At 68.2% G+C, this 23,433-nt stretch carries 23 protein-coding genes and 1 pseudogene; 13 read left to right on the top strand and 11 right to left on the bottom strand.

Annotated elements, in window-relative coordinates; translation table 11 throughout:
- Positions 1-195, bottom strand: a pseudogene (locus SCI24_RS14225) (porin); the annotation flags it as partial.
- A 262-nt stretch (positions 196-457) separates the two neighbouring features.
- Between SCI24_RS14225 and SCI24_RS14220 the strand changes: the two are divergent.
- The 8 genes from SCI24_RS14220 (at position 458) to SCI24_RS14185 (ending at position 9,657) form a co-directional block, all read left to right on the top strand.
- Positions 458-1,318 (top strand): aldo/keto reductase, encoded by an 861-nt coding sequence (locus SCI24_RS14220; RefSeq protein WP_318726003.1) that lies wholly within the window; start codon positions 458-460, stop codon positions 1,316-1,318.
- A gap of 184 nt (positions 1,319-1,502) precedes the next feature.
- The gene (locus SCI24_RS14215) at positions 1,503-2,801 is read left to right on the top strand and encodes an ABC transporter substrate-binding protein (RefSeq protein WP_318726002.1); all 1,299 of its coding nucleotides are present in this window, start codon (positions 1,503-1,505) and stop codon (positions 2,799-2,801) included.
- 14 nt (positions 2,802-2,815) lie between these two features.
- A complete protein-coding gene (locus SCI24_RS14210) occupies positions 2,816-3,790 on the top strand; it encodes a sugar ABC transporter permease (protein ID WP_318726001.1) in 975 nt (324 codons plus the stop codon).
- The gene (locus SCI24_RS14205; protein WP_318726000.1) at positions 3,787-4,629 is read left to right on the top strand and encodes a carbohydrate ABC transporter permease; all 843 of its coding nucleotides are present in this window, start codon (positions 3,787-3,789) and stop codon (positions 4,627-4,629) included. Before SCI24_RS14210 ends, SCI24_RS14205 begins: the two co-directional genes overlap by 4 nt.
- A 20-nt stretch (positions 4,630-4,649) precedes the next feature.
- Positions 4,650-6,266 (top strand): alpha-glucosidase, encoded by a 1,617-nt coding sequence (locus SCI24_RS14200; RefSeq protein ID WP_318725999.1) that lies wholly within the window; start codon positions 4,650-4,652, stop codon positions 6,264-6,266.
- A gap of 47 nt (positions 6,267-6,313) precedes the next feature.
- Positions 6,314-7,420, top strand: coding sequence for a sn-glycerol-3-phosphate ABC transporter ATP-binding protein UgpC (locus tag SCI24_RS14195; RefSeq protein WP_318725998.1), 1,107 nt, complete (start codon positions 6,314-6,316; stop codon positions 7,418-7,420).
- Between the two features lie 109 nt (positions 7,421-7,529).
- On the top strand, positions 7,530-8,579 hold the full coding sequence (locus SCI24_RS14190; protein ID WP_318725997.1) for a LacI family DNA-binding transcriptional regulator: 1,050 nt from the start codon (positions 7,530-7,532) through the stop codon (positions 8,577-8,579).
- Positions 8,580-8,715: 136 nt separating this feature from the next.
- Positions 8,716-9,657 (top strand): carbon-nitrogen hydrolase family protein, encoded by a 942-nt coding sequence (locus SCI24_RS14185; protein ID WP_318725996.1) that lies wholly within the window; start codon positions 8,716-8,718, stop codon positions 9,655-9,657.
- A 35-nt stretch (positions 9,658-9,692) separates the two neighbouring features.
- On the opposite strand, the gene SCI24_RS14180 is transcribed toward SCI24_RS14185, so the two are convergent.
- The 3 genes from SCI24_RS14180 to SCI24_RS14170 form a co-directional block, all read right to left on the bottom strand.
- The gene (locus SCI24_RS14180; RefSeq protein WP_318725995.1) at positions 9,693-10,112 is read right to left on the bottom strand and encodes a secondary thiamine-phosphate synthase enzyme YjbQ; all 420 of its coding nucleotides are present in this window, start codon (positions 10,110-10,112) and stop codon (positions 9,693-9,695) included.
- Between the two features lie 106 nt (positions 10,113-10,218).
- Positions 10,219-10,698, bottom strand: coding sequence for a cupin domain-containing protein (locus SCI24_RS14175; RefSeq protein ID WP_318725994.1), 480 nt, complete (start codon positions 10,696-10,698; stop codon positions 10,219-10,221).
- Between the two features lie 65 nt (positions 10,699-10,763).
- Positions 10,764-11,555, bottom strand: a complete 792-nt coding sequence (locus SCI24_RS14170) for a methyltransferase domain-containing protein (protein ID WP_318725993.1) — start codon at positions 11,553-11,555, stop codon at positions 10,764-10,766.
- 229 nt (positions 11,556-11,784) lie between these two features.
- Between SCI24_RS14170 and SCI24_RS14165 the strand changes: the two genes are divergently transcribed.
- Genes SCI24_RS14165 through SCI24_RS14155 form a run of 3 tightly spaced genes read left to right on the top strand, consistent with a single transcriptional unit; the run spans position 11,785 to position 14,000 of the window.
- Positions 11,785-12,507: a sigma-70 family RNA polymerase sigma factor gene (locus SCI24_RS14165; RefSeq protein WP_318725992.1), complete on the top strand. Its 723-nt coding sequence runs from the start codon at positions 11,785-11,787 to the stop codon at positions 12,505-12,507.
- Entirely contained in the window at positions 12,504-12,764 is a 261-nt protein-coding gene (locus SCI24_RS14160) for an anti-sigma factor family protein (RefSeq protein WP_318725991.1), read from the top strand. The genes SCI24_RS14165 and SCI24_RS14160 overlap by 4 nt, the downstream gene beginning before the upstream one ends.
- A gap of 18 nt (positions 12,765-12,782) precedes the next feature.
- Positions 12,783-14,000: a MerC family mercury resistance protein gene (locus SCI24_RS14155; protein ID WP_318725990.1), complete on the top strand. Its 1,218-nt coding sequence runs from the start codon at positions 12,783-12,785 to the stop codon at positions 13,998-14,000.
- Between the two features lie 9 nt (positions 14,001-14,009).
- On the opposite strand, the gene SCI24_RS14150 is transcribed toward SCI24_RS14155, so the two are convergent.
- Entirely contained in the window at positions 14,010-14,624 is a 615-nt protein-coding gene (locus SCI24_RS14150; protein WP_318725989.1) for a methyltransferase domain-containing protein, read from the bottom strand.
- Positions 14,625-14,760: 136 nt separating this feature from the next.
- On the bottom strand, positions 14,761-16,281 hold the full coding sequence (locus SCI24_RS14145; protein WP_318725988.1) for an aldehyde dehydrogenase family protein: 1,521 nt from the start codon (positions 16,279-16,281) through the stop codon (positions 14,761-14,763).
- Between the two features lie 139 nt (positions 16,282-16,420).
- On the opposite strand from SCI24_RS14145, the gene SCI24_RS14140 reads away from it, so the two are divergent.
- Positions 16,421-17,104, top strand: coding sequence for a response regulator transcription factor (locus SCI24_RS14140; RefSeq protein WP_318725987.1), 684 nt, complete (start codon positions 16,421-16,423; stop codon positions 17,102-17,104).
- Here SCI24_RS14140 and SCI24_RS14135 read toward each other — a convergent pair.
- Together SCI24_RS14135 and nosP are read right to left on the bottom strand one after the other, a co-directional pair.
- Entirely contained in the window at positions 17,096-18,499 is a 1,404-nt protein-coding gene (locus SCI24_RS14135) for a hybrid sensor histidine kinase/response regulator (RefSeq protein ID WP_318725986.1), read from the bottom strand. The genes SCI24_RS14140 and SCI24_RS14135 overlap by 9 nt on opposite strands.
- Positions 18,429-19,628: a nitric oxide-sensing protein NosP gene (gene nosP, locus SCI24_RS14130; protein WP_318725985.1), complete on the bottom strand. Its 1,200-nt coding sequence runs from the start codon at positions 19,626-19,628 to the stop codon at positions 18,429-18,431. The genes SCI24_RS14135 and nosP overlap by 71 nt, the downstream gene beginning before the upstream one ends.
- A 226-nt stretch (positions 19,629-19,854) precedes the next feature.
- On the opposite strand from nosP, the gene SCI24_RS14125 reads away from it, so the two are divergent.
- Positions 19,855-20,355, top strand: a complete 501-nt coding sequence (locus tag SCI24_RS14125) for a hypothetical protein (protein WP_318725984.1) — start codon at positions 19,855-19,857, stop codon at positions 20,353-20,355.
- 93 nt (positions 20,356-20,448) lie between these two features.
- Here SCI24_RS14125 and SCI24_RS14120 read toward each other — a convergent pair whose 3' ends face one another.
- The 3 genes from SCI24_RS14120 to SCI24_RS14110 all read right to left on the bottom strand — a co-directional run.
- Positions 20,449-21,291: a carbohydrate ABC transporter permease gene (locus SCI24_RS14120; RefSeq protein ID WP_318725983.1), complete on the bottom strand. Its 843-nt coding sequence runs from the start codon at positions 21,289-21,291 to the stop codon at positions 20,449-20,451.
- Positions 21,288-22,181 (bottom strand): sugar ABC transporter permease, encoded by an 894-nt coding sequence (locus SCI24_RS14115; protein ID WP_318725982.1) that lies wholly within the window; start codon positions 22,179-22,181, stop codon positions 21,288-21,290. Before SCI24_RS14115 ends, SCI24_RS14120 begins: the two co-directional genes overlap by 4 nt.
- 76 nt (positions 22,182-22,257) lie before the next feature.
- Positions 22,258-23,433, bottom strand: a 1,176-nt coding sequence (locus tag SCI24_RS14110) for an extracellular solute-binding protein (protein WP_318725981.1), incomplete at its 5' end; no start/stop codon positions are given.

Raw genomic sequence — 23,433 nt, 5'->3', positions numbered from 1 at the left:
CTCGGCCTGCTGCTCGGCGAGTTCGGCTCGCTGTTCGGCGGCATCGGCCCGCTGCTCGGCGGCGGCGATGCGGGCCTCCAGCTCGGCGAGGCGCTCCTCGAGGGAGTGGGTGTCGGCACCGGCCATCCCGGCGAGCCCCAGGCTGGCGGCGGCGATGGCAATGGCGAGGGGCTTCTTGAGCGTGACAGTGTGCATTGTCGTTCTCGTCCTTTGTTGTTGTCGCGACGGGTGGTCATCACGAAGGGTGGGGAGTCCCCCGGGGCCGGAGCGTCACCCCGGCGCGAGATACCTTCCGGAACTTAATCGATTCAGACCTCGACCACAAAAAGTCTTTTGTAATATTACGACCAATGTCTAAATATTGAGCGGGAAATCGGCGCACTCAAGGTAATAAAACTACAAATCATTCCTCGCCATGACATACCCTGCCCCATCGACACCATGACGAGGACACACGATGACGCCCGGACACCCTTCCCTCTCCCTGATGCTCGGCATGATGCGCCTGCACGAGCGCCCCGAACTGCAGGCGCCGGAGCGGCTGGCCGACTGGCTCGAAGCGCGCCTCGACCAGGGGCTCGACTGGTTCGACCACGCCGACATCTATGGCGGCAACGGCCACAACGAGCGCCTGTTCGGCGAGGCCCTGCGCCGCCGGCCGGGCCTCGCCACCCGGGTCAGGGTGGTCACCAAGGCCGGCATCCTGATGGCACCCGGCGACACCAAGCACTACGACAGCTCGCCGGTCTGGCTTGCCGGCGCCATCGACCGGGCCCTGGCGCGACTCGGGGTCGAGCGGCTGGACCTCTTCCTGATCCACCGCCCCGACCCGCTGATGGAGGTCGAGGCCACCGCCCGGGTGCTGGACGATGCCGTCCGGGCCGGCAAGGTCGCCGCCCTGGGCGTCTCCAATTTCCTGCCCGAGCAGTGGCGCCGCCTGCAGGCGGCGCTGTCCCATCCGCTGACCCACCACCAGCTGCAGCTCTCCCTCACCCGGTCGGCGCCACTGTTCGACGGCAACTTCGATGCCCTGCGCCGGGACGGCCTCTCGCCCCTGGCCTGGTCGCCCCTGGATGGTGGCAGCCTGTTCCAGGGCGCCGCCGGCCAGGCCCTGGCGCGTCTCGCCGCCCACCATGGCGTCAGCCCTGCCGGCGTTGCCCTGGCCTGGCTGCGCCGCCTGCCGGGTTCGCCGGTGCCGGTGATCGGCACCCTCGACCCGGCACGGATCACGACCCTTCGCGACGAGGCCCGGCTCTCCCTGTCGCGCCGGGAGTGGTACGCCCTGCTGGAGGCGGCCCGCGGCCATGAGGTCGCCTGACCGTCAGGCAGGCTGCGACCAAAGTCGTGGTTGAACTCCGGCGTGAGCGCCGGCTAACTGTGCCGGACACGATCTTAATCGTTTAAGTCGTGAGGGAGCGAACGGCTACAGCACCTGCGGGTGGGAAGTCGCGATCGGCCCTCACACCATGACAGCGACAACAACAAGCGACGAGGAAGCCAGCATGTTCAAGAAGACCCTGATCTCGGCCATCGCCCTGGCCGGCGCTGCCGCCGGCAGCAGCCAGGCCCAGGCGGCGGACCTGACCATCTCCTGTGGCGCCGTCGGCGCCGAGCTCACCCTGTGCGAGGAGGGCGTCGCCCAGTGGGAGGAGAAGACCGGCCACGAGGTCGACATCGTCTCCACCCCCAACTCCTCCACCGAGCGCCTGTCGCTCTACCAGCAGATCCTCTCCGCCCAGTCCAGCGACATCGACGTGATGCAGATCGACGTGGTGTGGCCGGGCCTGCTGGCCAACCACCTGCTCGACCTCGGCGAGACCCTCGGCGAGGACGCCGCCGAGGGCCACTTCGAGACCATCGTCGCCAACAACACCATCGACGATCGCCTCGTGGCCATGCCCTGGTTCACCGATGCCGGGGTGCTCTACTACCGCAAGGACCTGCTCGAGGAGCATGGCGTCGAGGCCCCCGAGACCTGGGAGGCGCTGACCGAGATCGCCACCGAGATCCAGGCCGCCGAGCGCGAGGCCGGCAATGACCGGATGTGGGGCTACGTCTTCCAGGGCCGCGCCTACGAGGGACTGACCTGCAACGCCCTGGAGTGGATCGCCAGCTACGGCGGCGGCACCATCGTCGATGCCGAGGGCGAGATCACCATCGACAACGCGCAGGCCGCCGAGGCGCTGGACCTCGCCGCCAGCTGGATCGGCAACATCTCGCCGGACGGCGTGCTCAACTACACCGAGGAAGAAGCCCGCGGCATCTTCCAGAGCGGCAATGCGGTGTTCATGCGCAACTGGCCCTATGCCTGGTCCCTGGCCCAGAGCGAGGACAGCAACGTGCGCGACAAGGTCGGCGTGGTCAAGCTGCCCCACGGCGGCGAGGGCCCCAACGCCGCGGCTTCGGGCGGGGAAAACCGCAGTGCCGCCACCCTGGGCGGCTGGAACCTGGCGGTTTCCCGCTACACCGAGAACCCCGAGCTCGCCGCCGACCTGGTGGCCTTCCTGACCGGCGAGGCGGAACAGAAGCGCCGCGCCATCGAGGGCGCCTACAACCCCACCCTGGCCTCCCTCTACGAGGATGAGGAGGTGCTCGCCGCCGTGCCCTTCTTCGGCACCCTCTACGACACCTTCACCAACGCCGTGGCACGCCCCTCCGCCCCCACCGGCGACAACTACGGCCGGGTCAGCAACAGCTTCTTCAACGCCGTGCACCAGGTGCTCTCCGGTGACCAGAGCGGCGCCGAGGCCGTCACCCAGGTGGACAGCGAACTCTCCCGCATCAAGCGTCGCCGCTGGTAACCCAGGAGGTCCCCATGTCGACTCCCGTCACCGAACGCGCCCCCCAGGTGGGGCGCTCCTCACCAGCCGGCTATCGCGGCACCAAGGTGCGCCGCCAGCGGGTCCGCGCCGCCTGGCTGTTCCTTGCGCCCATGCTGGTGGCGCTGACGCTGGTCGCCGGCTGGCCGCTGCTGCGCACCTTCTACTTCAGCTTCACCGATGCCTCGCTGTCGGATACCGCCGGCGCCGCCTTCATCGGCATCGAGAACTACCTGGTCCATGACGACGGCGCCTGGTACGGCCTGCTCACCGACCCGGTGTGGTGGACCTCGGTGTGGAACACCCTCTACTTCAGCGTCGTCTCGGTGTCGCTGGAGGTGGTGTTCGGCATCATCGTCGCCCTGCTGCTCAACGCCGAGTTCAAGGGCCGCATGCTGGTGCGCGCCGCGGTGCTGATTCCCTGGGCCATCCCCACCATCGTCTCGGCCAAGATGTGGGCCTGGATGCTCAACGACCAGTTCGGGATCATCAACCACCTGCTGATGGCGGTCGGCATCATCGACTCGCCCATCGCCTGGACCGCCAGCGCCAGCTACTCCATGTGGGCGGTGATCATGGTCGACGTCTGGAAGACCATCCCCTTCGTCGCACTGCTGGTGCTGGCCGCCCTGCAGATGCTGCCCAAGGACTGCTTTGAAGCCGCCGAGGTCGACGGCATCCATCCGGTCAAGGTGTTCTTCCGCGTGACCCTGCCACTGATCACCCCGGCCCTGCTGGTGGCGGTGATCTTCCGCCTGCTCGATGCCCTGCGGGTGTTCGACGTGATCTACGTGCTGACCTCCAACTCCACCAGCACCATGACCATGTCGATCTACGCCCGCCAACAGTTGGTCGAGTTTCAGGACGTCGGCTACGGCAGCGCCGCCTCGACGATGCTGTTCCTGATCATCGCCCTGGCCGTGGTGATCTACCTCTACCTGGGCCGCCGCCAACTGGGAGTCGACCAATGAACCAGTATCAGCTGATCAAGCTCGCCAAGCGGGTCGGGTTCTATGCCCTGATCGCCGTGGTGATGGTCTACGCGATCTTCCCCTTCTACTACGCGGTGATCACCTCGCTGAAGCCCTCCGGCGACCTGTTCCGGGTCGACTTCTGGCTGTCGACGGTGGACTTCGGCAACTACGTGCAGATCTTCACCCAGAAGAGCTTCGTGCGCGCCATCTTCAACTCGATCATCGTCTCGCTTTCCGTGGTCTTCATCGCCCTGCTGCTCGGCATCACCGCCTCCTATGCGCTGGGCCGGGTCCGCTTCCGCGGCCGGACCACGGTGATGCTGGTGATCCTCGGGGTCTCCATGTTCCCCCAGGTGGCGGTGCTCTCGGGGCTCTTCGAGGTGATCCGGGGGCTCGGCCTCTACAACAACCCGGCCGGCCTGATCCTGAGCTACACCATCTTCACCCTGCCCTTCACCGTCTGGGTGCTGACCACCTTCATGAAGCAGCTGCCCATGGAACTGGAAGAGGCGGCGATCATGGACGGCGCCACCCCCTGGGTGACCATCACCAAGGTGTTCCTGCCGCTGATGTGGCCGGCCATGGCGACCACGGGCCTGCTGGCCTTCATCGCCGCCTGGAACGAATTCCTCTTCGCCCTGACCTTCACCCTCACCGACGACCAGCGCACCGTGCCGGTGGCGATCGCCCTGATCTCCGGAGGAAGCCAGCACGAGCTGCCCTGGGGGCCGATCATGGCCGCCTCGGTGACCGTCACCGTGCCCCTGGTGATCCTGGTGATGATCTTCCAGAAGCGCATCGTCTCCGGCCTGACTGCCGGCGCCGTCAAAGGATGAACCAACACATGGACCCCGAGATGCAAGACAACCTGACCTGGTGGCGCGGCGGCGTCATCTACCAGATCTACCCGCGCAGCTTCATGGACAGCAACGCTGACGGCATCGGCGACCTGGCGGGCATCACCGAGACGCTGGACTACGTCGCCAGCCTGAACGTGGACGGCATCTGGCTGTCGCCCTTCTTCACCTCGCCGATGCTCGACTTCGGCTACGACGTCAGCGACTACCGCGACGTCGACCCGATGTTCGGCACCCTGGAGGACTTCAGGGCCCTGCTGGCGAAGGCCCACGCGCTGGGCCTGAAGGTGATGATCGACCAGGTGATCAGCCACTCCTCGGACCAGCATCCCTGGTTCCAGGAGAGCCGCGCCGATCGCACCAACGCCAAGGCCGACTGGTACGTCTGGGCCGACCCCAAACCCGACGGCACGCCACCCAACAACTGGCTGTCGATCTTCGGCGGGCCGGCCTGGACCTTCGACCCGCGCCGCCGCCAGTACTATTTGCACAACTTCCTGACCAGCCAGCCGGACCTCAACTTCCATCACCCCGAGGTCAGGCAGGCACAGCTGGACAACATGCGCTTCTGGCTGGAGCTCGGCGTCGACGGCTTCCGCCTGGACACCGTCAACTTCTACTTCCACGACGCCGCACTCACCGACAACCCCCCGGTGCCGGCGGGCAGTCCCAAGACCCTGGGCGCGCCGGATGCCAATCCCTATACCTGGCAGCGCCACGTCCACGACATCAGCCGCCCGGAGAACCTGGACTTCCTGCGCGAGCTGCGCGCCCTGATGGATGAGTTCCCCGGCACCACCACGGTGGGCGAGATCGGCGACGACAACCCGCTCGAGCGCATGGCCGAATACACCGCCGGCGGCGACAAGCTGCACATGGCCTACACCTTCGACCTGCTCAACGCGCCCCACTCGCCGGCCTACATCCGCGAGGTGATCGAGCGCTTCCAGCGCCTGGCCGGCGACGCCTGGCCCTGCTGGGCGACCTCCAACCATGACGTGGAGAGAAGCGCCACCCGCTGGGGCCGAGGCGAGGATCCCGTGGCCTACCCCAAGGTGATGCTGGCCATGCTCTTCTCGCTGCGCGGCAGCGTCTGCCTCTACCAGGGCGAGGAGCTCGGCCTGCCCGAGGCCGAGGTGCCCTTCGAGCGCATCCAGGACCCCTACGGCAAGGTGCTATGGCCGGAGTTCAAGGGCCGCGATGGCTGCCGCACGCCGATGCCCTGGCGCCAGGCCCCGCAGGGCGGGTTCTCGCCCGTGGAGCCCTGGCTGCCAGTGGAGGAGCGCCACCTGCCGCTGGCCGTCGAGAACCAGCAGGCCGACCCCAGCTCGCCGCTGGCCGCCACCCGCACGCTGCTGGCCTTCCGCGCCGCGCATCCGGCGCTGGTCGACGGCGACCTCACCCTGGTCGACGTCGGCGAGGAGCTGCTCGGCTTCGTGCGCGAAAGCGCCCAGGAGCGCCTGCTGTGCCTCTTCAACCTCGGCGGCAGGACCCTGAGCACGACGCTGCCCCACGCCGGCATCCCGCTCCAGGGGCACGGCTTCGTCTCGGCACTCGATGGCGACACCCTGACCCTGCCGCCCTATCAGGCGGCCTTCCTGGCCCTCGACCACTGACAACACACAACAAGGGCCGGCCCCCGAGGCCGGCCAGGAGTCGCAAGATGGCAAGCGTGACACTGGAAAGGCTCAACAAGACCTTCGGCAGCACCCATATCATCAAGGATGTCGACCTCAGGGTCGGCAACGGCGAGTTCGTGGTCTTCGTCGGCCCCTCGGGCTGCGGCAAGTCGACCCTGCTGCGCCTGATCGCCGGGCTGGAGTCGATCAGCGACGGCGAGCTCAGGATCGCCGACGACGTGGTCAACGACCTCCCGCCGCGCGAGCGCGGCGTGGGCATGGTGTTCCAGTCCTACGCCCTCTACCCGCACATGACGGTCTACGAGAACATGGCCTTCGGCCTCAAGCTGGCCAAGATGGCCAACGAGACCGTCGATGAGCGGGTGATGGCCACGGCCCGCATCCTGCAGCTCGAGGAGCTCCTGCACCGCAAGCCCAAGGAGCTCTCCGGCGGCCAGCGCCAGCGGGTAGCCATGGGACGCGCCATGGCACGGGAGCCGCGCATCCTGCTGTTCGACGAGCCGCTCTCCAACCTGGATGCCTCGCTGCGCGTGCAGATGCGCAACGAGATCGCCCGCCTGCACCACCGCCTGGGCTCCACCATGATCTACGTCACCCATGACCAGGTGGAGGCGATGACCCTGGCGGACAAGATCGTGGTACTGCGCGACGGCCGCATCGAGCAGGTCGGCAGCCCCCAGACGCTCTACCAGCAGCCGGCCACCAGGTTCGTCGCCGGCTTCATCGGCTCGCCCACCATGAACTTCATGCCGGCCGAACTGCTCGGCGGCAGCGAAGAGGGCTGCCGGGTCCGGGCCCCGGGGCTCGGCGAGTTGTCGCTGCCCCAGGACGCCAGCGGCCAGGGGCCTGGCGCCGAGCTGTCGCTGGGCGTGCGCCCCGAGCACCTGCGCCTGGCCGAGGCCGACGGCGACAACAGTTTCGAGATCGTCAACGTCGAGTACCTGGGCAACGAGGTCTACGTCTACCTCGAGCCCCGGGTCGGCGACACCCTGCTGATCCACCGCAGCGAGGCGCCCAGCCGCTGGGAGCTCGGCCAGCGGGTCGCCCTGGTGCCGGAACTCGAGCATGTGCACCTGTTCGATGCCGAGGACCGGGCCCTGGAGATCGCACGGGGCCGGCGCGCTGCCTGATCGGGAGGGCCGGGCCCGCGAACCGTGCGGGCGCCATCGCGAACCGATCCTGTCCCGTCGGTCAAGGAGCGGCTATCCTAGTCGACGAATTGCTTAGCAAGGAAACGTCTTGATACCGCCACGTCGCATGACCCTCAAGGACCTGGCTCGCGAGCTCGGTGTCTCCACGGCCACCGTCTCCAACGCCTTCAACCGGCCCGACCAGCTCTCCCCGAAGCTGCGCGAGCACATCCTTACCGAGGCCCGGCGCCTGGGCTACAGCGGCCCCGACGCCCGGGCCCGCAGCCTGCGCACGGGCCGCTCGCGGATCATCGCCGTGATCCTCGCCGAGAGCCTGACCTACAGCCTCAACGATGCGGTCTCCAGCGAGCTGCTCTCGGGCATCGCCGAGGTGCTCGACACTCGCGGCCACACCCTGCTGCTGCTCTCGGGGCGCCAGAACGCCGCCAGCGTGCCCGGCGCCTCGAGCATTGCCGATGGCTTCATCATCTATGGCCTGATGCCGAGCCTGAAGCTGTTCTCCGACCTCCCTCCCGAGCGCCCCCTGGTGGCGGTGGACTTCGATATCGAGGACCACGCCACGGTGCACGTCGACAACGAGCCGGCCTGCTACGCCATCGCCCGGCATGCCCTGAGGACGCCGACGCGACGCCCCGCGGTGATCAACCTGAGACTGACCGAGCAGCCCTGCAATGGCCGCATCGACGACGACCAGGCGCTGCTCTCGGCCGGACGCACCATCACCCGGGCCCGCCTCGCCGGCTTCCAGCGGGCCTTCGTCGAGGCCGGCATCGACCCGGCCGAGGTGCCGATGTGGAACATCGAGGAGAACACCTTCGAGGTCTGCACCCCGGTGATCGAGGAGATCCTCGACCTGCCGGAGGATGAGCGGCCCGACCTGCTGCTGTGCATGTCCGACCGCATCGCCCTGACCGTGGTGACGCTCGCCGAGCAGCGCGGCCTGCGCATCCCCGAGGACCTGCGGCTGACCGGTTTCGACGGCATCGCCGAGGGGCAGTATCGTGCTCCCCGGCTGACCACCATCCGCCAGGACAGCACCGAGAAGGGCCGCATCGCCGCGCGCATGATCCTCGGGATGGAACCCGCCGAATCCCGGGTCATGGCCACCGAAATGATGATTGGCGACACCTGTCCCTGACGCCAACCGGCTCATCCGGCCGCCTGCTTCCTTGCGGATCCCGGGCGCCGCCCTCCCCTCGCCGCTATAGTGAAGGTCAGGCTAGTGCCCGTGATTGGTGTCCTTCGGCGCCCACACCGCGCACAAGGACCCTCTCATGGCCACGACGGTTGCGGTGATCCAGAAGCCCCCGGTACTGCTCCAGCGAGACGCGACCATCGAGCGGATGCTGGCGTCGATCGATGAGGCCGCCGTTGCCGGGGCGACCCTGCTGGTCTTTCCCGAAGCCCATATCCCGGGCTATCCGACCTGGATCTGGCGACTCGCCCCGGGCGGTGACATGGCGCTGGCCAGCGAGTTGCATGCCAGGCTGCGCGAGAATGCCGTCGACCTCGGCGGCGACACCCTTGAGCCCCTCCAGGAGGCGGCCGCGCGGCACGGGGTGACTCTGGTGACGGGCCTCAACGAGATCGACAGCCGCTACAGCGGCACCACCCTGTTCAACAGCGTGGTCGTGATCGGCCCGGATGGGCGGCTGCTGAATCGCCACCGCAAGCTGATGCCGACGAACCCCGAGCGCATGGTCTGGGGCATGGGCGATGCCAGCGGGCTCAAGGTGGTCGAGACCCCCGCTGGACGCCTCGGCACCCTGATCTGCTGGGAAAGCTACATGCCGCTGGCGCGCTATGCCCTCTATGCCCAGGACCTGGAGGTCTTCATCAACCCGACCTGGGATTGCAGCGACATCGCGCTCGCCTCGCTGCGACATATCGCCAGGGAGGGCGGCTGCTGGGTGATCGGCACGGCCACCGCCCTCCAGGGAAGCGACATCCCCGCTTCCTTCCCCGAGCGCGACAGGCTCTACACCCCGGAGGAGTGGGTCAACGTCGGCAATGCGGTGGTCATTGCCCCCTCGGGCGAGGTGGCAGCGGGGCCCCTAAATCGCGAGAAGGGCATCCTCTATGCCGAGCTCGAGGTCGAGACCGCCCGCCGGGCACGTCGCTCGCTGGATGTCAGCGGCCACTATGCCCGGCCGGACCTCTTCTCGCTGTCGGTAAATCGCGCCCCCCAACCCCCGGTGGTGTTCACGGAGGCCTGACAATCACGCGGGACGCCATCAGAGCTCGATGCGGATCAGGCCCCGTTGAGGGTCGCGATCAGTCGTCGCGCACCGCCGTGGTCCCGGTGCTCTCCCAGCCAGAGCCCCTGCCAGGTGCCGAGCACCGGGCGACCATCGCGCACCGCCAGGGTCAGCTGGGTGCCGAGCAGGCTGGCGCAGACATGGGCCGGCATGTCGTCCGGCCCCTCCAGGGTGTGACGGAAGTAGGGCAGGTCGCCGGGGATCCGCTCGCGCAGGAAGGCATCCAGGTCATGGCGCACGTCCGGGTCGGCATTCTCGTTGAGGGTCAGCGACGCCGAGGTGTGCAAGAGCTGCAGGTGCAGCAGCCCCATGGAGACCTCCCGCAAGCCGGGCAGGCCGTCGACCACCTCGCCGGTGATCAGGTGAAAGCCGCGCGAGCGCGGCGCGAGACGCAGTTCCTGCTGCTGCCACATGACGGCTCCTCGAGACAGATGAGGGGGATACCGCCATGCTAGCCTCTCCCGACATCAAGGCAAGGGCGCCGCGCCCCGCGGCGGGGTGCGGCGCCGCCTCGCTTGCCTAGTTGCGGGGATCGTCCGCCGGATCGAGATACTCGATGCCCCAGGGACCGGTGCCGTGCAGCTGGAACAGCGTCTCGCCCTCGGCATGGCCGAACATGGGGTCGCCCGGGGACATGATGGCGAAGTCGCCTGGCGCCAGGGCCTGGGTCGCGTCGGGGTCGTAGCTCTCGCCATGGGCGAAGTGCAGGGTGCCGTCGAGCACCGTCACTCGCTCGTAGGCCGGATGGACATGGGGCTGGATCTCGTAGCCATCCTCGAGCCTCAGGCGGATGGTGAAGGGAGCCTCCTGGCTCAGGTCACCCTCGATGATGGCGATCTCGGCGCCCTCCCCCATGGAGGCCACCGGCCCCCACTCGAGTTCGTCCGCGCTGCCGATCAGGTGGCCGTCGCCCTGGTAGGGGGCCGCCTGGACAGCCGTGGCCAGGGCCAGGCCGAGGAGCGTGGCGGACAGGGTCTGCGTCAGGGTCTTGGGGTTCATGATGCGACCTCCTCTTCATTGGATTGTCATGTCGAGGCCGTGTCATGCCGGTCGGAGCCGGCGCCTCAGCGCCGGATGGCCAGCAGCGAAATGCTCTTGACGCCATAGGTCTCGCTAGCGCCTCGCGCCGAGTCGGTCAGGAAGCGGTACTCGGGGTGCTCGCGGAGCATCTGCACCTCGAACCCCGCCGCCTCGATGGCCGCCCGGTAGTCGTCCACCTGACTGGCCCCGCCGATGCAGGCGGCCCACAGGGTGGCATTGCAGGAGACCTTCTCCGGCAGCGGCGACTCGGTGACGATGTCGGCCAGCGCCAGCCGCCCGCCCGGGCGCAGGACCCGGGCCGCCTCGGCGAAGACCCGCGGCTTGTCCGCCGACAGATTGATGACGCCGTTGCTGATCGCCACGTCGACGCTGCCGTCGTCGAAGGGGGGCGACTCGATATGGCCGGCATGGAAGGCCACGTTGGCGAATCCCGCTTCCTCGGCCAGGCGCTGCGCCTTGAGGCGCTGGGCATCGGTCATGTCGAGCCCCAGCACCTGCCCCTCCGGGCCCGTCGCCAGGGCGGCCAGGAAGCTGTCCATCCCGGCGCCACTGCCCAGGTCAAGCACGCGCTCGCCGGGGCGAATCGCCGCCAGGTCCAGGAAGTGGCCGACCCCGGCAAAGGAGTCGATGGCCGCTGCGGGTATCCGGTCCAGTCCCGCCGGGTCATAGCCCAGGCGCTCGGCCAGCGCGCGCCCCATCTCGAAATGGAACTCCGCGTCTGGCGTCTCGGCCACCTCGCGATACATCGCCTTGACCCGCGCCTCGAGCTCACCGCGATCCACCGCGGGTGATGTGGATGCTTCGATGATGGTCATGATGGCTCTCCTCTTGTCGTTGTCGCCTTCGCGCCACGGCACGCGGGTGCCGCGTCTCCCCGAGGACGCAGCCGGTGGCCGCATTGTTCCCGGGCCAGGGCTCCCGACGATGGTTCCCGGCGATCGTTCCCGACCCTGGCCGGGAACCCTGGCGGCCATTGATGCGTCCCTGCAGAGGCCCACGGCTTGTCGAACGGCCGCGGGGGTTCCAAGCTCGAAGAGGTGAGCCATGAGCCTTGCCCAGCCAATCACCCGCTCCCCGCTGCCCTGGCCCGCCATCCTGCAACGGGGCGCACCGGGGGTGGCCATGACCGAATGCCCGCCCGGCGAACGCCGGCAGTGGTTTGCGCAGCGCCTGGAGCCGCTGATGGACCGGCTCTACGGCACCGCCCAGCGCCTGACCTGCGACCCGGATGACGCCGAGGACATCGTCGCCGAGGCGGTCGCCAAGGCCTGGGCACGCCTCGATGAGCTGCGCGACCCGCAGCGTTTCGAGGGCTGGCTGTTCCACATCCTCACCAATGCCTTCATCAGCGACTGGCGCCGCCGGCAGAGCCGCCCACAGCGCCCCCTGGATCCCGAGGCGCCGTCACCGGACGAGCTCGATATCGGCAGTTTCACGCTCTTCCAGCAGCTGCATCAGCCCTTCCTGCTGTGGTGGGGCAGTCTCGAGGAACAGTTCTTCCAGAACCTGCTCGAGGAGGACCTGCAACGGGCCATCGACGCCCTGCCCGATGCCTTCCGGGTGGCGATTGTGCTCGTCGAGGTGCAGGGCTATACGTATGGGGAGGTATCCCGCCTGCTGGGGATTCCGCTGGGCACCGTCCGCTCGCGCCTGAGCCGGGCACGGGGCCTGCTGCAGAAGATGCTGTGGCAACAGGCCAGGGAGGCCGGTGTCATCGCCGGCCATCGGGCATCCACCCACCAGGGAGAGGGGGACCAGCAGCCATGAGCGGACGGCCACTGACCTGCGAGGAGGTCATCGAACGGCTCTTCAACTACCTCGACCGGGAGTTGGACGGCCAGCAGGCGGCCGATATCGAGCGGCACCTGCACCGGTGCCGCGACTGCTTCACGCGCGCCGAATTCGAGAAACGACTTCGGGCCAGGGTGGAGGCCACCGGCACGGCAGCGGCCCCGCCGCGACTGCATCGACGCATTCGGGACCTGATCGACCGCTTCGACGACGAGCACGACGCCACCCGCTGACCCGAAAGGAGCGATCCCATGGTGGCGATACTCGGTTATTCACCCCGGCAGATCCGCGACGCCGTGCAGGGCATGTACACGGCCGTCGCCGAGACGCCGGCGTCGCCCTTCCATTTCCCGGTGGGCGCCGCCGCCTGCCGACAGCTGGGCTACCCCCCGGCACTGACGGCCCCCCTGCCCGAAGCGTTGCTCGCCTCCTTCGCCGGCGTCGGCTACCCCTTTCGTGGCGGCGCCATCCGCGCCGGCGACCGGGTGCTCGACATCGGCGCCGGGGCCGGGGTCGATGCGCTGATCGCCCGCCGGCTCGCGGGGCCAGGCGGTCGCGTCATCGCCCTGGACCTCACCGCCGCCATGACCCGCAAGCTGCGCGACGCCGCCGAAGACCGCGGCATCGACCGGCTCGACGTGGTCCAGGCCTCGGCGGAACGGCTGCCGTTTGCCGACGCCAGCCTCGATGCCATCACCAGCAACGGTGCCCTCAACCTGGTACCGGACAAGCGCCGGGCCGTGGCCGAGATGTTCCGAGTGCTCAGGCCGGGGGGTCGCCTGCAGCTCGCCGACGTGGTGATCCATCGCCCGGTCTCGGTGGACTGTCACGAGGACCCGCGCCTCTGGGTCGAGTGCGTGGTGGGGGCGACGGTGAAGGAGGAGCTGCTGGCCCTGTTCGAGGAGGCCGGCTTCGAGGCGGTCGAGGTGGTGGGCCGCCACGACTACTTCGCCCTGAGTCCCAGCGCCCAGACCCGGGAGGTCGCGGCGGGCTTCGGCGCCCATGCCATCGAGGTCGGCATGCACCGGGGAGAGCGGGCGCCCTCTCGCCTCAGGCAGGCGTGGCTGAGGCTCGACCCGCGGCGCTGGCTGCGGATGCTGCAGCGTCGTGGCCTGCTGGGCATTGCCGCCCTGGGCCTGGCGCTGCTCTCCTGCTATGGCACCCTCGCGCTGGCTGCCCTCCTGCCGCTGCTCGGTCTTGGCCTGGCCCTGGACGACGGAACCTGGGCGCTGGTGATTGCCGGCTTCGTTCTGCTGACCCTGGCGGCACTGCCCGCCGGCCATCGACGACACCACGCCCTGGCACCGACGCTGCTGGCCGTGATGGGCAGCGCGGCCATCCTCCAGGCACTCTTCATCGCCTATCATCCCCTGGTGGAGCTCGCCGGCTTCCTGCTGCTGGCCATCGCCGCCCTCCGGGACCGGCAGGCGCGACGCCGACAGGAGGCCAGGGTACTGGGACTGGCGTGAGCTCTCGGCTCAGCGCGCGAAGCGCGCCACCTGGGTCGGCTGGCCGAGGTGGGCGTCCATCTCGCCGATCCCCGAGAAGCGCACCCGGTAACCATTGCGGCGCGCCACGCCCTGTGCCCAGTCGCGGAAGCGCGCCCGGTCCCACTCGAACCTGTGGTCGGGGTCGCGGAATTCGCCCGGTGCCAGATCATAGAGCGGGTTGTATTCGTGGTTGGGGGTGGTCATCACCAGCAGCTGCGGCCGCAGCCCGGCGAACACCGCGCGCTCGACCCGGGAGAGCGACTCGGGCGGGACATGCTCGATGGTCTCCACCATGGCCGCGGCATCGAAGCCGACCAGCGCCGGGTGGGAGTCGGCATAGGAGCCGCAGACCAGCTCGAGGCGCCCCGCCCGGGCGGCCGGCAGCGACTCCAGGCGCAGCTTGGCCTGGGCCAGCAGCTCGCCGGAGAGCTCCAGGCCCACCACCCGCTCGAACTGGGCGTCGCGCAGCAGGTACTGCAGCAGCCCGCCGGAGCCGCACCCCAGGTCGAGCACCCGGCGCGCACCGCTGGACCTGACCAGCGACACCACGCGCTGCAGACGCTCCTGGTGGAGGTCGAGGGCTTCGAGGTCGATCATCGCCATGCTCTCTCCGCGGGCTCCGGGCGAGAGATGATGACGCAAAGCGGCCGCGACGTGTAGCGGCGAGACAAAAAAGGCGCGACTCGCGTCGCGCCAGTGGCCTGCTCATTGCTGCCGAGGCGTCGTCCGACGCCGCCGGTCAGAAGAAGCCCAGCGGGTTGATGTCGTAGCTGACCAGCAGGTTCTTGGTCTGCTGGTAGTGCTCCAGGGCCACCTTGTGGGTCTCGCGGCCGACGCCGGACTTCTTGTAGCCGCCGAAGGCGGCATGGGCCGGGTACTGGTGGTAGCAGTTGGTCCACACGCGGCCGGCCTGGATGCCGCGCCCCATGCGGAAGGCGACATTCATGTCGCGGCTCCAGACGCCCGCGCCCAGGCCGAACTCGGTGTCGTTGGCGATGGCCAGCGCCTCCTCCTCGTCCTTGAAGGTGGTCACCGCCACCACCGGGCCGAAGATCTCCTCCTGGAAGACGCGCATCTTGTTGTGGCCCTTGAGCAGCGTCGGCTGGATGTAGTAGCCGTTGTTGATGGCCGGATCCAGGGACTCCCGCTCACCGCCGGTGAGGAACTCGGCGCCCTCCTCGCGGGCGATCTCCATGTAGGACATGATCTTGTCGAACTGCTCCTGGGAGGCCTGGGCGCCGACCTTGACGTCGGTATCCAGGGGGTTGCCGCGGGTGATCTGGCCCACCTTCTCCATGACCTTGGCCATGAAGGCGTCGTACATGCTCTCCTGGATCAGCGCCCGGGACGGGCAGGTGCACACCTCGCCCTGGTTGAAGAAGGCCAGCACCAGGCCCTCGGCGGCCTTGTCGATGAACTCGGGCTCGGCGTTCATGATGTCGGCGAAGTAGATGTTCGGCGACTTGCCGCCCAGTTCCACCGTGGAAGGGATGATGTTCTCGGCGGCGCACTTGAGGATGTGCGCGCCCACCGGGGTGGAGCCTGTGAAGGCGATCTTGGCGATGCGCTTGCTGGTGGCGAGTGCCTGGCCGGCCTCGGCGCCGTAGCCGTTGACAATGTTGACCACCCCCGGAGGCAGCAGGTCGCCGACCAGCTTCATCAGCTCGAGGATCGAGGCCGGGGTCTGCTCGGCGGGCTTGAGCACCACGCAGTTGCCCGCGGCCAGCGCCGGCGCCAGCTTCCACACGGCCATCAGCAGCGGGAAGTTCCAGGGAATGATCTGCCCCACCACGCCCAGCGGCTCGTGGAAGTGGTAGGCGACGGTGTTGGCGTCGATGTCGGCGGCGGTGCCCTCCTGGGCGCGGATGCAGCCGGCGAAATAGCGGAAGTGGTCGACGGCCAGCGGCAGGTCGGCGTTGAGGGTCTCGCGCACCGCCTTGCCATTGTCCCAGGTCTCGGCCACGGCGAGCATCTCGAGGTTCTGCTCCATGCGATCGGCAATCTTCAGCAGCACGTTGGAGCGCTCGGCGGCGGAGGTCTTGCCCCAGGCCGGCGCGGCGGCGTGGGCGGCGTCCAGCGCCTTGTCGATGTCCTCGGCACTCGAACGGGGAATCTCGCAGAACACCTCGCCGTTGACCGGGCTCACGTTGTCGAAGTACTGGCCCTTCACCGGCGGCACGAACTCGCCGCCGATGTAGTTGCCGTAGCGTGTCTCGAAGCTGACCAGCGAACCGGACTGGCCGGGGTTGGCGTAGATCATGGCGTGACTCCTGACTGTTGTCGTTGTGGCGATACACTCCCCAGTGTTGGTCAGCGCCGCCTTGTGCGACATACTCCGGTGGCAGGAGAGGGCCTCCTCCTTCGGTAGGAGGCGAGACGAGTCCACGAGGGATTTGCCCATGCACACCCTGATGGTCGCCGATGACCATCCGCTGTTCCGTGAGGCGATCGCGGCGGTGATCGAGGCCGGCCTGCCCGACAGCCGGCTGCTGGAGGCGGAGAGCCTGGAGGCGGCCCTACGCCATGCCGGGGCCTGCGGGGAGCTGGACCTGGTGCTGCTCGACCTCGGCCTGCCCGATGCCAGCGGGCTCGAGGGCCTGCGGGCGCTGCGCGCGGCGCACCCCTGGCTGCCGGTGGCGATCCTCTCGGCCGACCAGGAGCGGCGCACCATCCTCGACGCCCTCGACCTGGGCGCGGTCGGCTACATCCCCAAGTCGACGCCGCGCCAGGACCTGCTCGCGGCGCTGGCCCAGCTGCTGGAAGGCCAGGTCTACCTGCCGCCGGAGATCATGCGGCGTCCCGCCGTCCCGTGCTCTCCCTCCGTCGGGGTCGACACGCCCTCGCCCGGCCCGCGCTTCGCCGAGTTGACCGACAAGCAGCTCGAGGTGCTGCTGCGCCTGAGCCGCGGCGCCTCCAACAAGGTGATCGCCCGGGAGCTCGACATCGCCGAGACCACGGTGAAGACCCATGTCTCGGCGATCCTGCGCAAGCTCGGTGTGCCGGGCCGGGTCCAGGCGATCCTCGCCGCCGGCGAGGCCGACCTCGAGGCCCTGCTGGCCGAGCGCCACGGCCCGTCACGCTGAGACACCGCCCAGCAGGTCGATCAGGGCCATGCGCAGCCGCAGCGGCTTCAGGGGCTTGAGCAGGCAGCCATAACCCAGCTGCCGGGTCAGGCCCTTGATCGCCGCGTCGTGGTTGGCGGTGATCACCAGCACCGGGAGCCCCGGCTGGCGCTCGCGCAGCCGCGCCGCCACCGCCAGGCCATCGGGGGCCTCCTCACCCAGGTGGAAGTCGACGAGCAGCACGTCCGCGCGCGCGCCGGCGGCCTTGCCCTCCAGGTCGGCCAGCGAGGTCGCGGTCAGCGCCCGGCAGCCCCAGCCCTCGAGCAGCGCGGCCATCCCCGAGCAGATGCCGGGGTCATTGTCGATCACCCAGATACGCGCCCCCTCCAGGACGCTGCCCAGCCGCGGCGAGGCCGCCGTGGCCTGGGAAGGTGGCGATGTCACCGGCAATCGGCCATGGGGAACCCGCACCGAGAAGAGCGAGCCGCGGCCCGGCACGCTGGCCAGCCGCAGGGGGTGGCCGAGCATCCCCGCGATGCGGTCGACGATGGCCAGTCCCAGCCCCAGCCCGCGATCCTCGGCATCGCGATTACCGCCCAGGCGCTGGAACTCCTGGAAGATCGCCTCGCGCTGCGCCTCGGGGATCCCCGGCCCGCTGTCCCCCACCAGGATCTCGACCCCCTCGGGGCGGCGGCGGCAGCCCAGCAGGATCTTGCCGCGCCCGGTGTAGCGGATGGCGTTGGTCAGGAAGTTGCGAACCACCCGGGCCAGCAGCGCCAGGTCCGAGGCGACCACCGCGCCGCTGCCCACATAGTGCAGCTCGAGCCCCCGGGCCGCGGCCATCTGGCGGTACTCCTCGGCCAGCACGTCGAGCAGCCGGGCGACGGGGAAGGGGGCGATATCCGGCTCGAGCACCCCGGCATCGAGCCGCGAGATGTCCACCAGGGTGCCGAGCAGCGCCTCCACGTCCTTGAGCGAGCGGCCGATATGGCCCACCAGCCGGGTCGAGGGCTCGGGCAGGGGGTGCTCCTCCAGGGCGCTGGTGAATAGCCGGGCGGCATTCAGCGGCTGCAGCAGGTCGTGGCTCACCGCGGCCAGAAAACGGGTCTTGGAGAGGTTGGCCGCCTCCGCCTCCGCCTTTGCGGCATGCAGCTCGGCGAGGGTGCGCTGCAGCGTCTCGGTGCGCTCGCGCACCTGCTCGGCGAGCAGCACCGCATGCTCGAAGGCCGCATAGGGGGCGCCGCCCGCCACGCCCGCCGATTCCACGCGCTCCATCAGGGCGGTGGCGATCCGCCGCAGGCGAGCATTCTCCTCCAGCAGTTCCCGCTCCCGCGGGCCGGCGTCGTCAGGCGTCTGGCGTGGCCGGGAGAGATCCAATGGCAACCCCGGTGAAGGTCTGGTTGATGTGCATGCCATGGTGCTGCTCCCCATAGGTATTGAAGCCGATCACCCGCGAGCGGCCCAGCAGGCGAGAGGCCGGGGCCACCAGCCCCAGGGCCTCCAGCTCGAGCCGGCGCAGGAAGCAGTCGCAGCCGATGATCAGCGCCGGCTCGCCGAGCCGCGCGGTGAGCCCGGCGAAGACCGCCTCGAGGTCCTCCAGCAGCGGGGCCGGCTGCATGGCGGTGAGTACGATGCCGTTCTCCACCGCGCAATAGAAGCTGAGGCTGCCGTCGTCGTTGACCCGCTGGATGGAGCGCACGAAATGCGCCTCGCCCAGGCGCACCGCCAGCGGATGGCGGGCAAACACCTCGGGCACCAGGGCCTCGACCGGCAGGCCCACCAGCCGGGCGAACTCCTCGGCGGCCGGCAGGGCGTTGAGCTCCAGCACCCGGCGTCGCTCGCGGTCGGCGCGGGTGACCACCAGCTTCTCCTCCCGCGGGCGCAGGTGATGGGTGGTGAAGACCTCGAAGGGCAGCCGGGTGTTGATCATCACCACCACCGCCGCCTGGCCATGGAAGCGGCCGTCGGCATGCACATGGGTATGGGCCAGGCGGTTGTCGTCGCCGGCGGAGCCGCCGAAGCTGGGGATGCGCCCCAGGGCGGCATCCAGGGTCGCCAGCACCTGCTCCTCGCAACTGGAGAGGCCATCGAGCAGGGTCAGGGCAAAGCTGTGCTCCCCCACCGGGGCCAGGGCCCGGCCACGACAGTCGTCGAGCAGGCCATCGACCAGCCGCTGGGCACGGATCAGGTCGAAGCCCGCCAGGTCCTCGACCAAGGCGCAGGAGACGGCGAAGTGGCGGCGGTCGAGGCCGATGGCGACGATGCAGCCCCGCCCGTAGCCCTCTGGGGTGATCTCCCCGGCGGTGGTGCAGCCCGCCACCGCCACGCCCTCGAAGGCCTCGTCGAGGGCCGAGGAGAGCGCGGCCAGGGGATACTCGGCGCTGCAGAAGAAGAGCACGAAGCCGAGCTCGGCATGCCGCAGCGCCCCGGCCAGCTCCCGGGCTGCTCCCCCGGGGTCCCGTCGCCGGCTGACCGCCGTGCGCAGCGGCGGCTCCGCCTCGAGCGGACCGGGGGCAACGGGGGTGGCGGGGGAGAGATCGAGCATGTCGGCCTGCCTGTGCGGTTTCAGGCAGTGTATGTCGCCGGAGCGAGCGGCGACAATGCCGCCCTGCGGCAGCGCAAGGCGCTCACGGCGCGGTCATGAGCTCTCTGGTACTTTCTACTGATCCGGGGACGAATTTGATCGACGTCAGGGGTGGCGCCGAACTGGGCCTACTACCTTAATTTGACGGTGCCCGGAAGAGGCCCGGAAGACCATAAAGGAGAGATCCATGCCTGCCATCACCCTCGGGACACGAGCCCGCCCCTGCCCCGCGGACGAGCCGCTGCTGCTCGCCCACGAACACGAGTCACGCGAGATGGAGCGCTATCGCGGCCTGGCCCTGAGCTTCCTGCCCACCCAGCCCCATGTCAGCCGCCTGATGGCGGCGCTGGGCATCGAGTGCGAGCAGCGCATCGCTGCCCTGGAGGCGCTGGCCGAGCAGCTGGAGCTGCGTCAGTACCTGCCAACGGGCCCCTCCCGCCACCCGACGCTACCGGGGGCAAGCCAGCTTCACCTGTTCATCACCGACGACGCCATGGCCTTCCTGACGCTGAGCCATGCCCTGGCTGTCGCCGACTTCTCGCGACGCTTCAGCGAACTGATGGTCCGCTACTGCCAGCTGCCGGCGCTCGACGACCTGCTCGCGCAGTTCATCGAGCGCAAGCGCACCGCCTGCCACCTGCTCGAAGAGGCCCAGGCAGGCGCCTACGCCGCCCCTGCCCGGGCCTGATCCCGGCATCCTGCGGATGCCGTCCAGGGGATGGCAGCCGACCTCGAACAGGGCTTCCATCAGGCAGACGCCCGCCGCATCGAGCTCCCGGGTTCAGCCCTTGACGGCGCCGGCGGTCATGCCGGAGACGATGTAGCGGTTGGCCAGCAGGGCGAAGATGATCACCGGCAGCACGATCAGGCTGGCATAGGCCGCAATCACCCCGTACTGGGCGCCGGCCTCGACACCACCCATGAAGCGGGTGATGCCCACCGTCAACGGCTGGGCGTCACTGCCCGCCAGGAAGAGCGCGAAGAGATACTCATTCCAGGACATGATGAATACCAGGATCGCCAGGGCATTGAGGCCAGGCCGCACTACCGGCAAGGAAATGCTCCAGAACAGCTTCCAGGGACCACAGCCGTCGACGATGGCGGCCTCCTCCATTTCCTTGGGGACGTTCTCGAAGAAGCCCACCATCATCCACACCGCGAAGGGGATATGGATCGCCAGGTGGGCCAGCAGCAGCCCGGTACGCGATCCGGAAAGACCCAGGTCAACGAAGATCAGGAACAGGGGCAGCGCGAGCACCACATGGGGCAGGAAGCGCATCGCCAGCACGGCGAAGGACAGCGCCCCGCGCACCCGCGGACGCAGCTTGTTGAGGCCATAGGCCATGGGCACACAGACCACCACCGAGATGATCACCGCCGCAACCGAGATGATCAGGCTGTTACGGAAGAAGAACCAGAAGTCGCCGGCGCTGAAGGCGGTGGTGAAGTTGTCGAGGGTGAATTCGCTCATGGTCAGTAAGGCCAGCGGCGAGCGGAACATGGCTGTCTCGTTGAAGGCCGCGGCCAGCAGGATCACCGGTGGCATCAGCGCCACCAGCAACCAGAGGATGAGGCCGGCATACTGGCCACCCAGCAGCAGGTTAGCTTTCTGTCGATCGTTCATGCGCTGGCCTCCTTGTTGACCTTGTAGACCTTGATATAGAGCCAGGCGACCACGGCCATGATCATGAACATGGTGAAGGCGATGGTGTTGGCCATGCCCATGTCTTGATTGGCGATGCCGCGATTGTAGGCCAGGATGCTCATCACCGTGGTGGAGCGACCCGGGCCCCCGCCAGTCATGGTGTAGACCATGTCGAACTCGCGGAAGGCGCTGGTCATGATGATGATCGACACGAATAGGATGTGGGCGCGAATCATCGGCAGCACTACATGCCAGAGCGTCTGGAAGGCGCCGGCGCCATCCACCCGGGCAGCCTCGTACATCTCGTCAGGGATCGTAGTCAGGGCCGCGTATAGCACCAGGATGGCCATCGGGATCAGGTGCCAGGCATTGGTCAGCGCCGTGGCGAACAGCGCCGTGGCACTGTCGGTCAGCCAGTAGGGGCCGTCGATGCCGATCAGGCCCAGCAACTGATTGATCACGCCGAAATCCGGTTCCCACATGAAGAGTCGCCAGGTGATGCCGACGATCACCGGGGTCATCACGAAGGGCATCAGGAACAGCGCCATCCAGCCCGCCTTGAAGCGGATTCGCTTGCCGCTGAGCAGGAAGGCCACCAGCATGCCGACGATCAGGCAGCCGAGGGTATTGGCCAGGGTAAAGAGCAGGGTCACCTTTACCGAGTTGAGAAACAGGGGGTCGGTCCAGGCACGGGCGTAGTTCTCCAGGCCGACGAACCACTGGTTGTTGAAATCATAGAGAAAGACGTCGTGGAGGCTGAAGCGTGCCGCTATGCCCAGGGGAAAGGCCACGATCAGTATCATGGCCACCAGGCCGGGCAACACGAAGTACCAACCTCGCGTGTAGCGATTGAGACTAGTGTTCTGCATCGGGAATACCTCGAAAGATCGTGAGTCAGGCAGTCAACCGGCCGGTGTCGGCTGACACCGACCGGAATGGAACTGCTTATCTCTCGAGATAGCCGGCGCGCTGGAAGGTACGCCGCATGTTGTCAACCCAGCGATCCTGGGCCTGCTCCGGGGTCAGATCGCCACTGAGCACATCGGTGGCGAAGTCCACGGTACCCTGCCACATGGCGGTGCCATACTCGGGAATTCCCTGGCGAACGAATACATGCTTCAGGGTCTGCTCATAAGCGGGCAGGAAGTCGGCATAGTGCGGCTCGAGGTTGCGCAACTCCTCGCTCTGGAAATGCGCCTTGCGCGAGAACTGCTTGGTGCGCTTGCCCCACTCTATCTCGTTGTCCTGCAGCATCCACTTGAGGAACTTGAAGGACTCTTCGGCGTTATCGGTATCGAGGACGAAGACGCCGCCACCGCCCAGAAAGGGCACACCCTGCTCATAGCCCTTGAGGTTGCCCTCGAATTCGGGAAGTGGCTGGTAATGGACATTGCCCGCGGCCTCACCCTGAGGATCCTCCACGGTGGAGAGGCCCTGGGGCCACATGGTGGCCATCGCCAGGCGGCCGTCGCGGAAATAGCTCAGACCCTCGAGGAAGTCCCAGTTGCGTGCCGCGGGTGGCGCCACATCGTTGGCCAGGTCGACGAAGAGATTGGCGGCATCGACCAGGATCGGATGGTCGAGATCCGGCTCGTAATCCTCGTTCCAGCCCTCCAGGCCGGTGGAGTAGAGCATCACGATGAAGCTGCGCGCCACCCCGCTACCAGCGCCCAGTGCGTCGGTCCAGCCGTAGAGGTCATGCTCCAGGATCTCGCCGGCGACCGTTTCCCCCTCCTCGCGGGTGAAGAACTCGGCCACCTCGTAGAGTTCCTGCCAGGTCTGAGGGACCTCGAGCTCGCGACCATATTGTTCCTCGAACGCCGCCTTCTCGTCGGGGTGCTCGAAGTAGTCCTCGCGGGCGATCAGCATGGGGGCAGCCGGCGTAGTGGGCAGGGCGATGATCTCGCCGGGGCGTGAACTACTCTCCATGTGTGATTCGCGGATACGTTCCGGGTAGGCATCGACGTCAAAGTCGTACTTCTCGATGTAGGGCGTCAGGTCGACGACGTGATCCTTGAAGCTGCCGAACCAGCCCGGGCTGTGATAGTCGGGTAGACCGGGCGATTGCTCGACCCGGCCCCCCTCAGATCCGGGCATGCGCAATTGACGCACCCGGCTCCT

This window comes from Halomonas sp. (genome assembly GCF_033549285.1).
In the GTDB taxonomy this organism is placed as follows: Bacteria; Pseudomonadota; Gammaproteobacteria; order Pseudomonadales; family Halomonadaceae; genus Halomonas.
The sequence above is the reverse complement of the archived record's forward strand: the minus strand, read 5'-3'. Positions and strand labels throughout refer to the sequence as shown.

Excerpts from the sequence above, each read along its gene's own strand:
- SCI24_RS14185 (WP_318725996.1), top strand. The coding sequence starts at position 8,716 with ATGGCCACGACGGTTGCGGTGATCCAGAAGCCCCCGGTACTGCTCCAG.
- SCI24_RS14115 (WP_318725982.1), bottom strand. The coding sequence starts at position 22,181 with ATGCAGAACACTAGTCTCAATCGCTACACGCGAGGTTGGTACTTCGTG.
- SCI24_RS14140 (WP_318725987.1), top strand. The coding sequence starts at position 16,421 with ATGCACACCCTGATGGTCGCCGATGACCATCCGCTGTTCCGTGAGGCG.
- SCI24_RS14210 (WP_318726001.1), top strand. The coding sequence starts at position 2,816 with ATGTCGACTCCCGTCACCGAACGCGCCCCCCAGGTGGGGCGCTCCTCA.
- SCI24_RS14170 (WP_318725993.1), bottom strand. The coding sequence starts at position 11,555 with ATGACCATCATCGAAGCATCCACATCACCCGCGGTGGATCGCGGTGAG.
- SCI24_RS14145 (WP_318725988.1), bottom strand. The coding sequence starts at position 16,281 with ATGATCTACGCCAACCCCGGCCAGTCCGGTTCGCTGGTCAGCTTCGAG.
- SCI24_RS14125 (WP_318725984.1), top strand. The coding sequence starts at position 19,855 with ATGCCTGCCATCACCCTCGGGACACGAGCCCGCCCCTGCCCCGCGGAC.
- SCI24_RS14120 (WP_318725983.1), bottom strand. The coding sequence starts at position 21,291 with ATGAACGATCGACAGAAAGCTAACCTGCTGCTGGGTGGCCAGTATGCC.
- SCI24_RS14160 (WP_318725991.1), top strand. The coding sequence starts at position 12,504 with ATGAGCGGACGGCCACTGACCTGCGAGGAGGTCATCGAACGGCTCTTC.
- SCI24_RS14150 (WP_318725989.1), bottom strand. The coding sequence starts at position 14,624 with ATGGCGATGATCGACCTCGAAGCCCTCGACCTCCACCAGGAGCGTCTG.
- SCI24_RS14135 (WP_318725986.1), bottom strand. The coding sequence starts at position 18,499 with ATGGCATGCACATCAACCAGACCTTCACCGGGGTTGCCATTGGATCTC.
- SCI24_RS14215 (WP_318726002.1), top strand. The coding sequence starts at position 1,503 with ATGTTCAAGAAGACCCTGATCTCGGCCATCGCCCTGGCCGGCGCTGCC.
- nosP (WP_318725985.1), bottom strand. The coding sequence starts at position 19,628 with ATGCTCGATCTCTCCCCCGCCACCCCCGTTGCCCCCGGTCCGCTCGAG.
- SCI24_RS14180 (WP_318725995.1), bottom strand. The coding sequence starts at position 10,112 with ATGTGGCAGCAGCAGGAACTGCGTCTCGCGCCGCGCTCGCGCGGCTTT.
- SCI24_RS14220 (WP_318726003.1), top strand. The coding sequence starts at position 458 with ATGACGCCCGGACACCCTTCCCTCTCCCTGATGCTCGGCATGATGCGC.
- SCI24_RS14195 (WP_318725998.1), top strand. The coding sequence starts at position 6,314 with ATGGCAAGCGTGACACTGGAAAGGCTCAACAAGACCTTCGGCAGCACC.
- SCI24_RS14200 (WP_318725999.1), top strand. The coding sequence starts at position 4,650 with ATGCAAGACAACCTGACCTGGTGGCGCGGCGGCGTCATCTACCAGATC.
- SCI24_RS14155 (WP_318725990.1), top strand. The coding sequence starts at position 12,783 with ATGGTGGCGATACTCGGTTATTCACCCCGGCAGATCCGCGACGCCGTG.
- SCI24_RS14175 (WP_318725994.1), bottom strand. The coding sequence starts at position 10,698 with ATGAACCCCAAGACCCTGACGCAGACCCTGTCCGCCACGCTCCTCGGC.
- SCI24_RS14165 (WP_318725992.1), top strand. The coding sequence starts at position 11,785 with ATGAGCCTTGCCCAGCCAATCACCCGCTCCCCGCTGCCCTGGCCCGCC.
- SCI24_RS14205 (WP_318726000.1), top strand. The coding sequence starts at position 3,787 with ATGAACCAGTATCAGCTGATCAAGCTCGCCAAGCGGGTCGGGTTCTAT.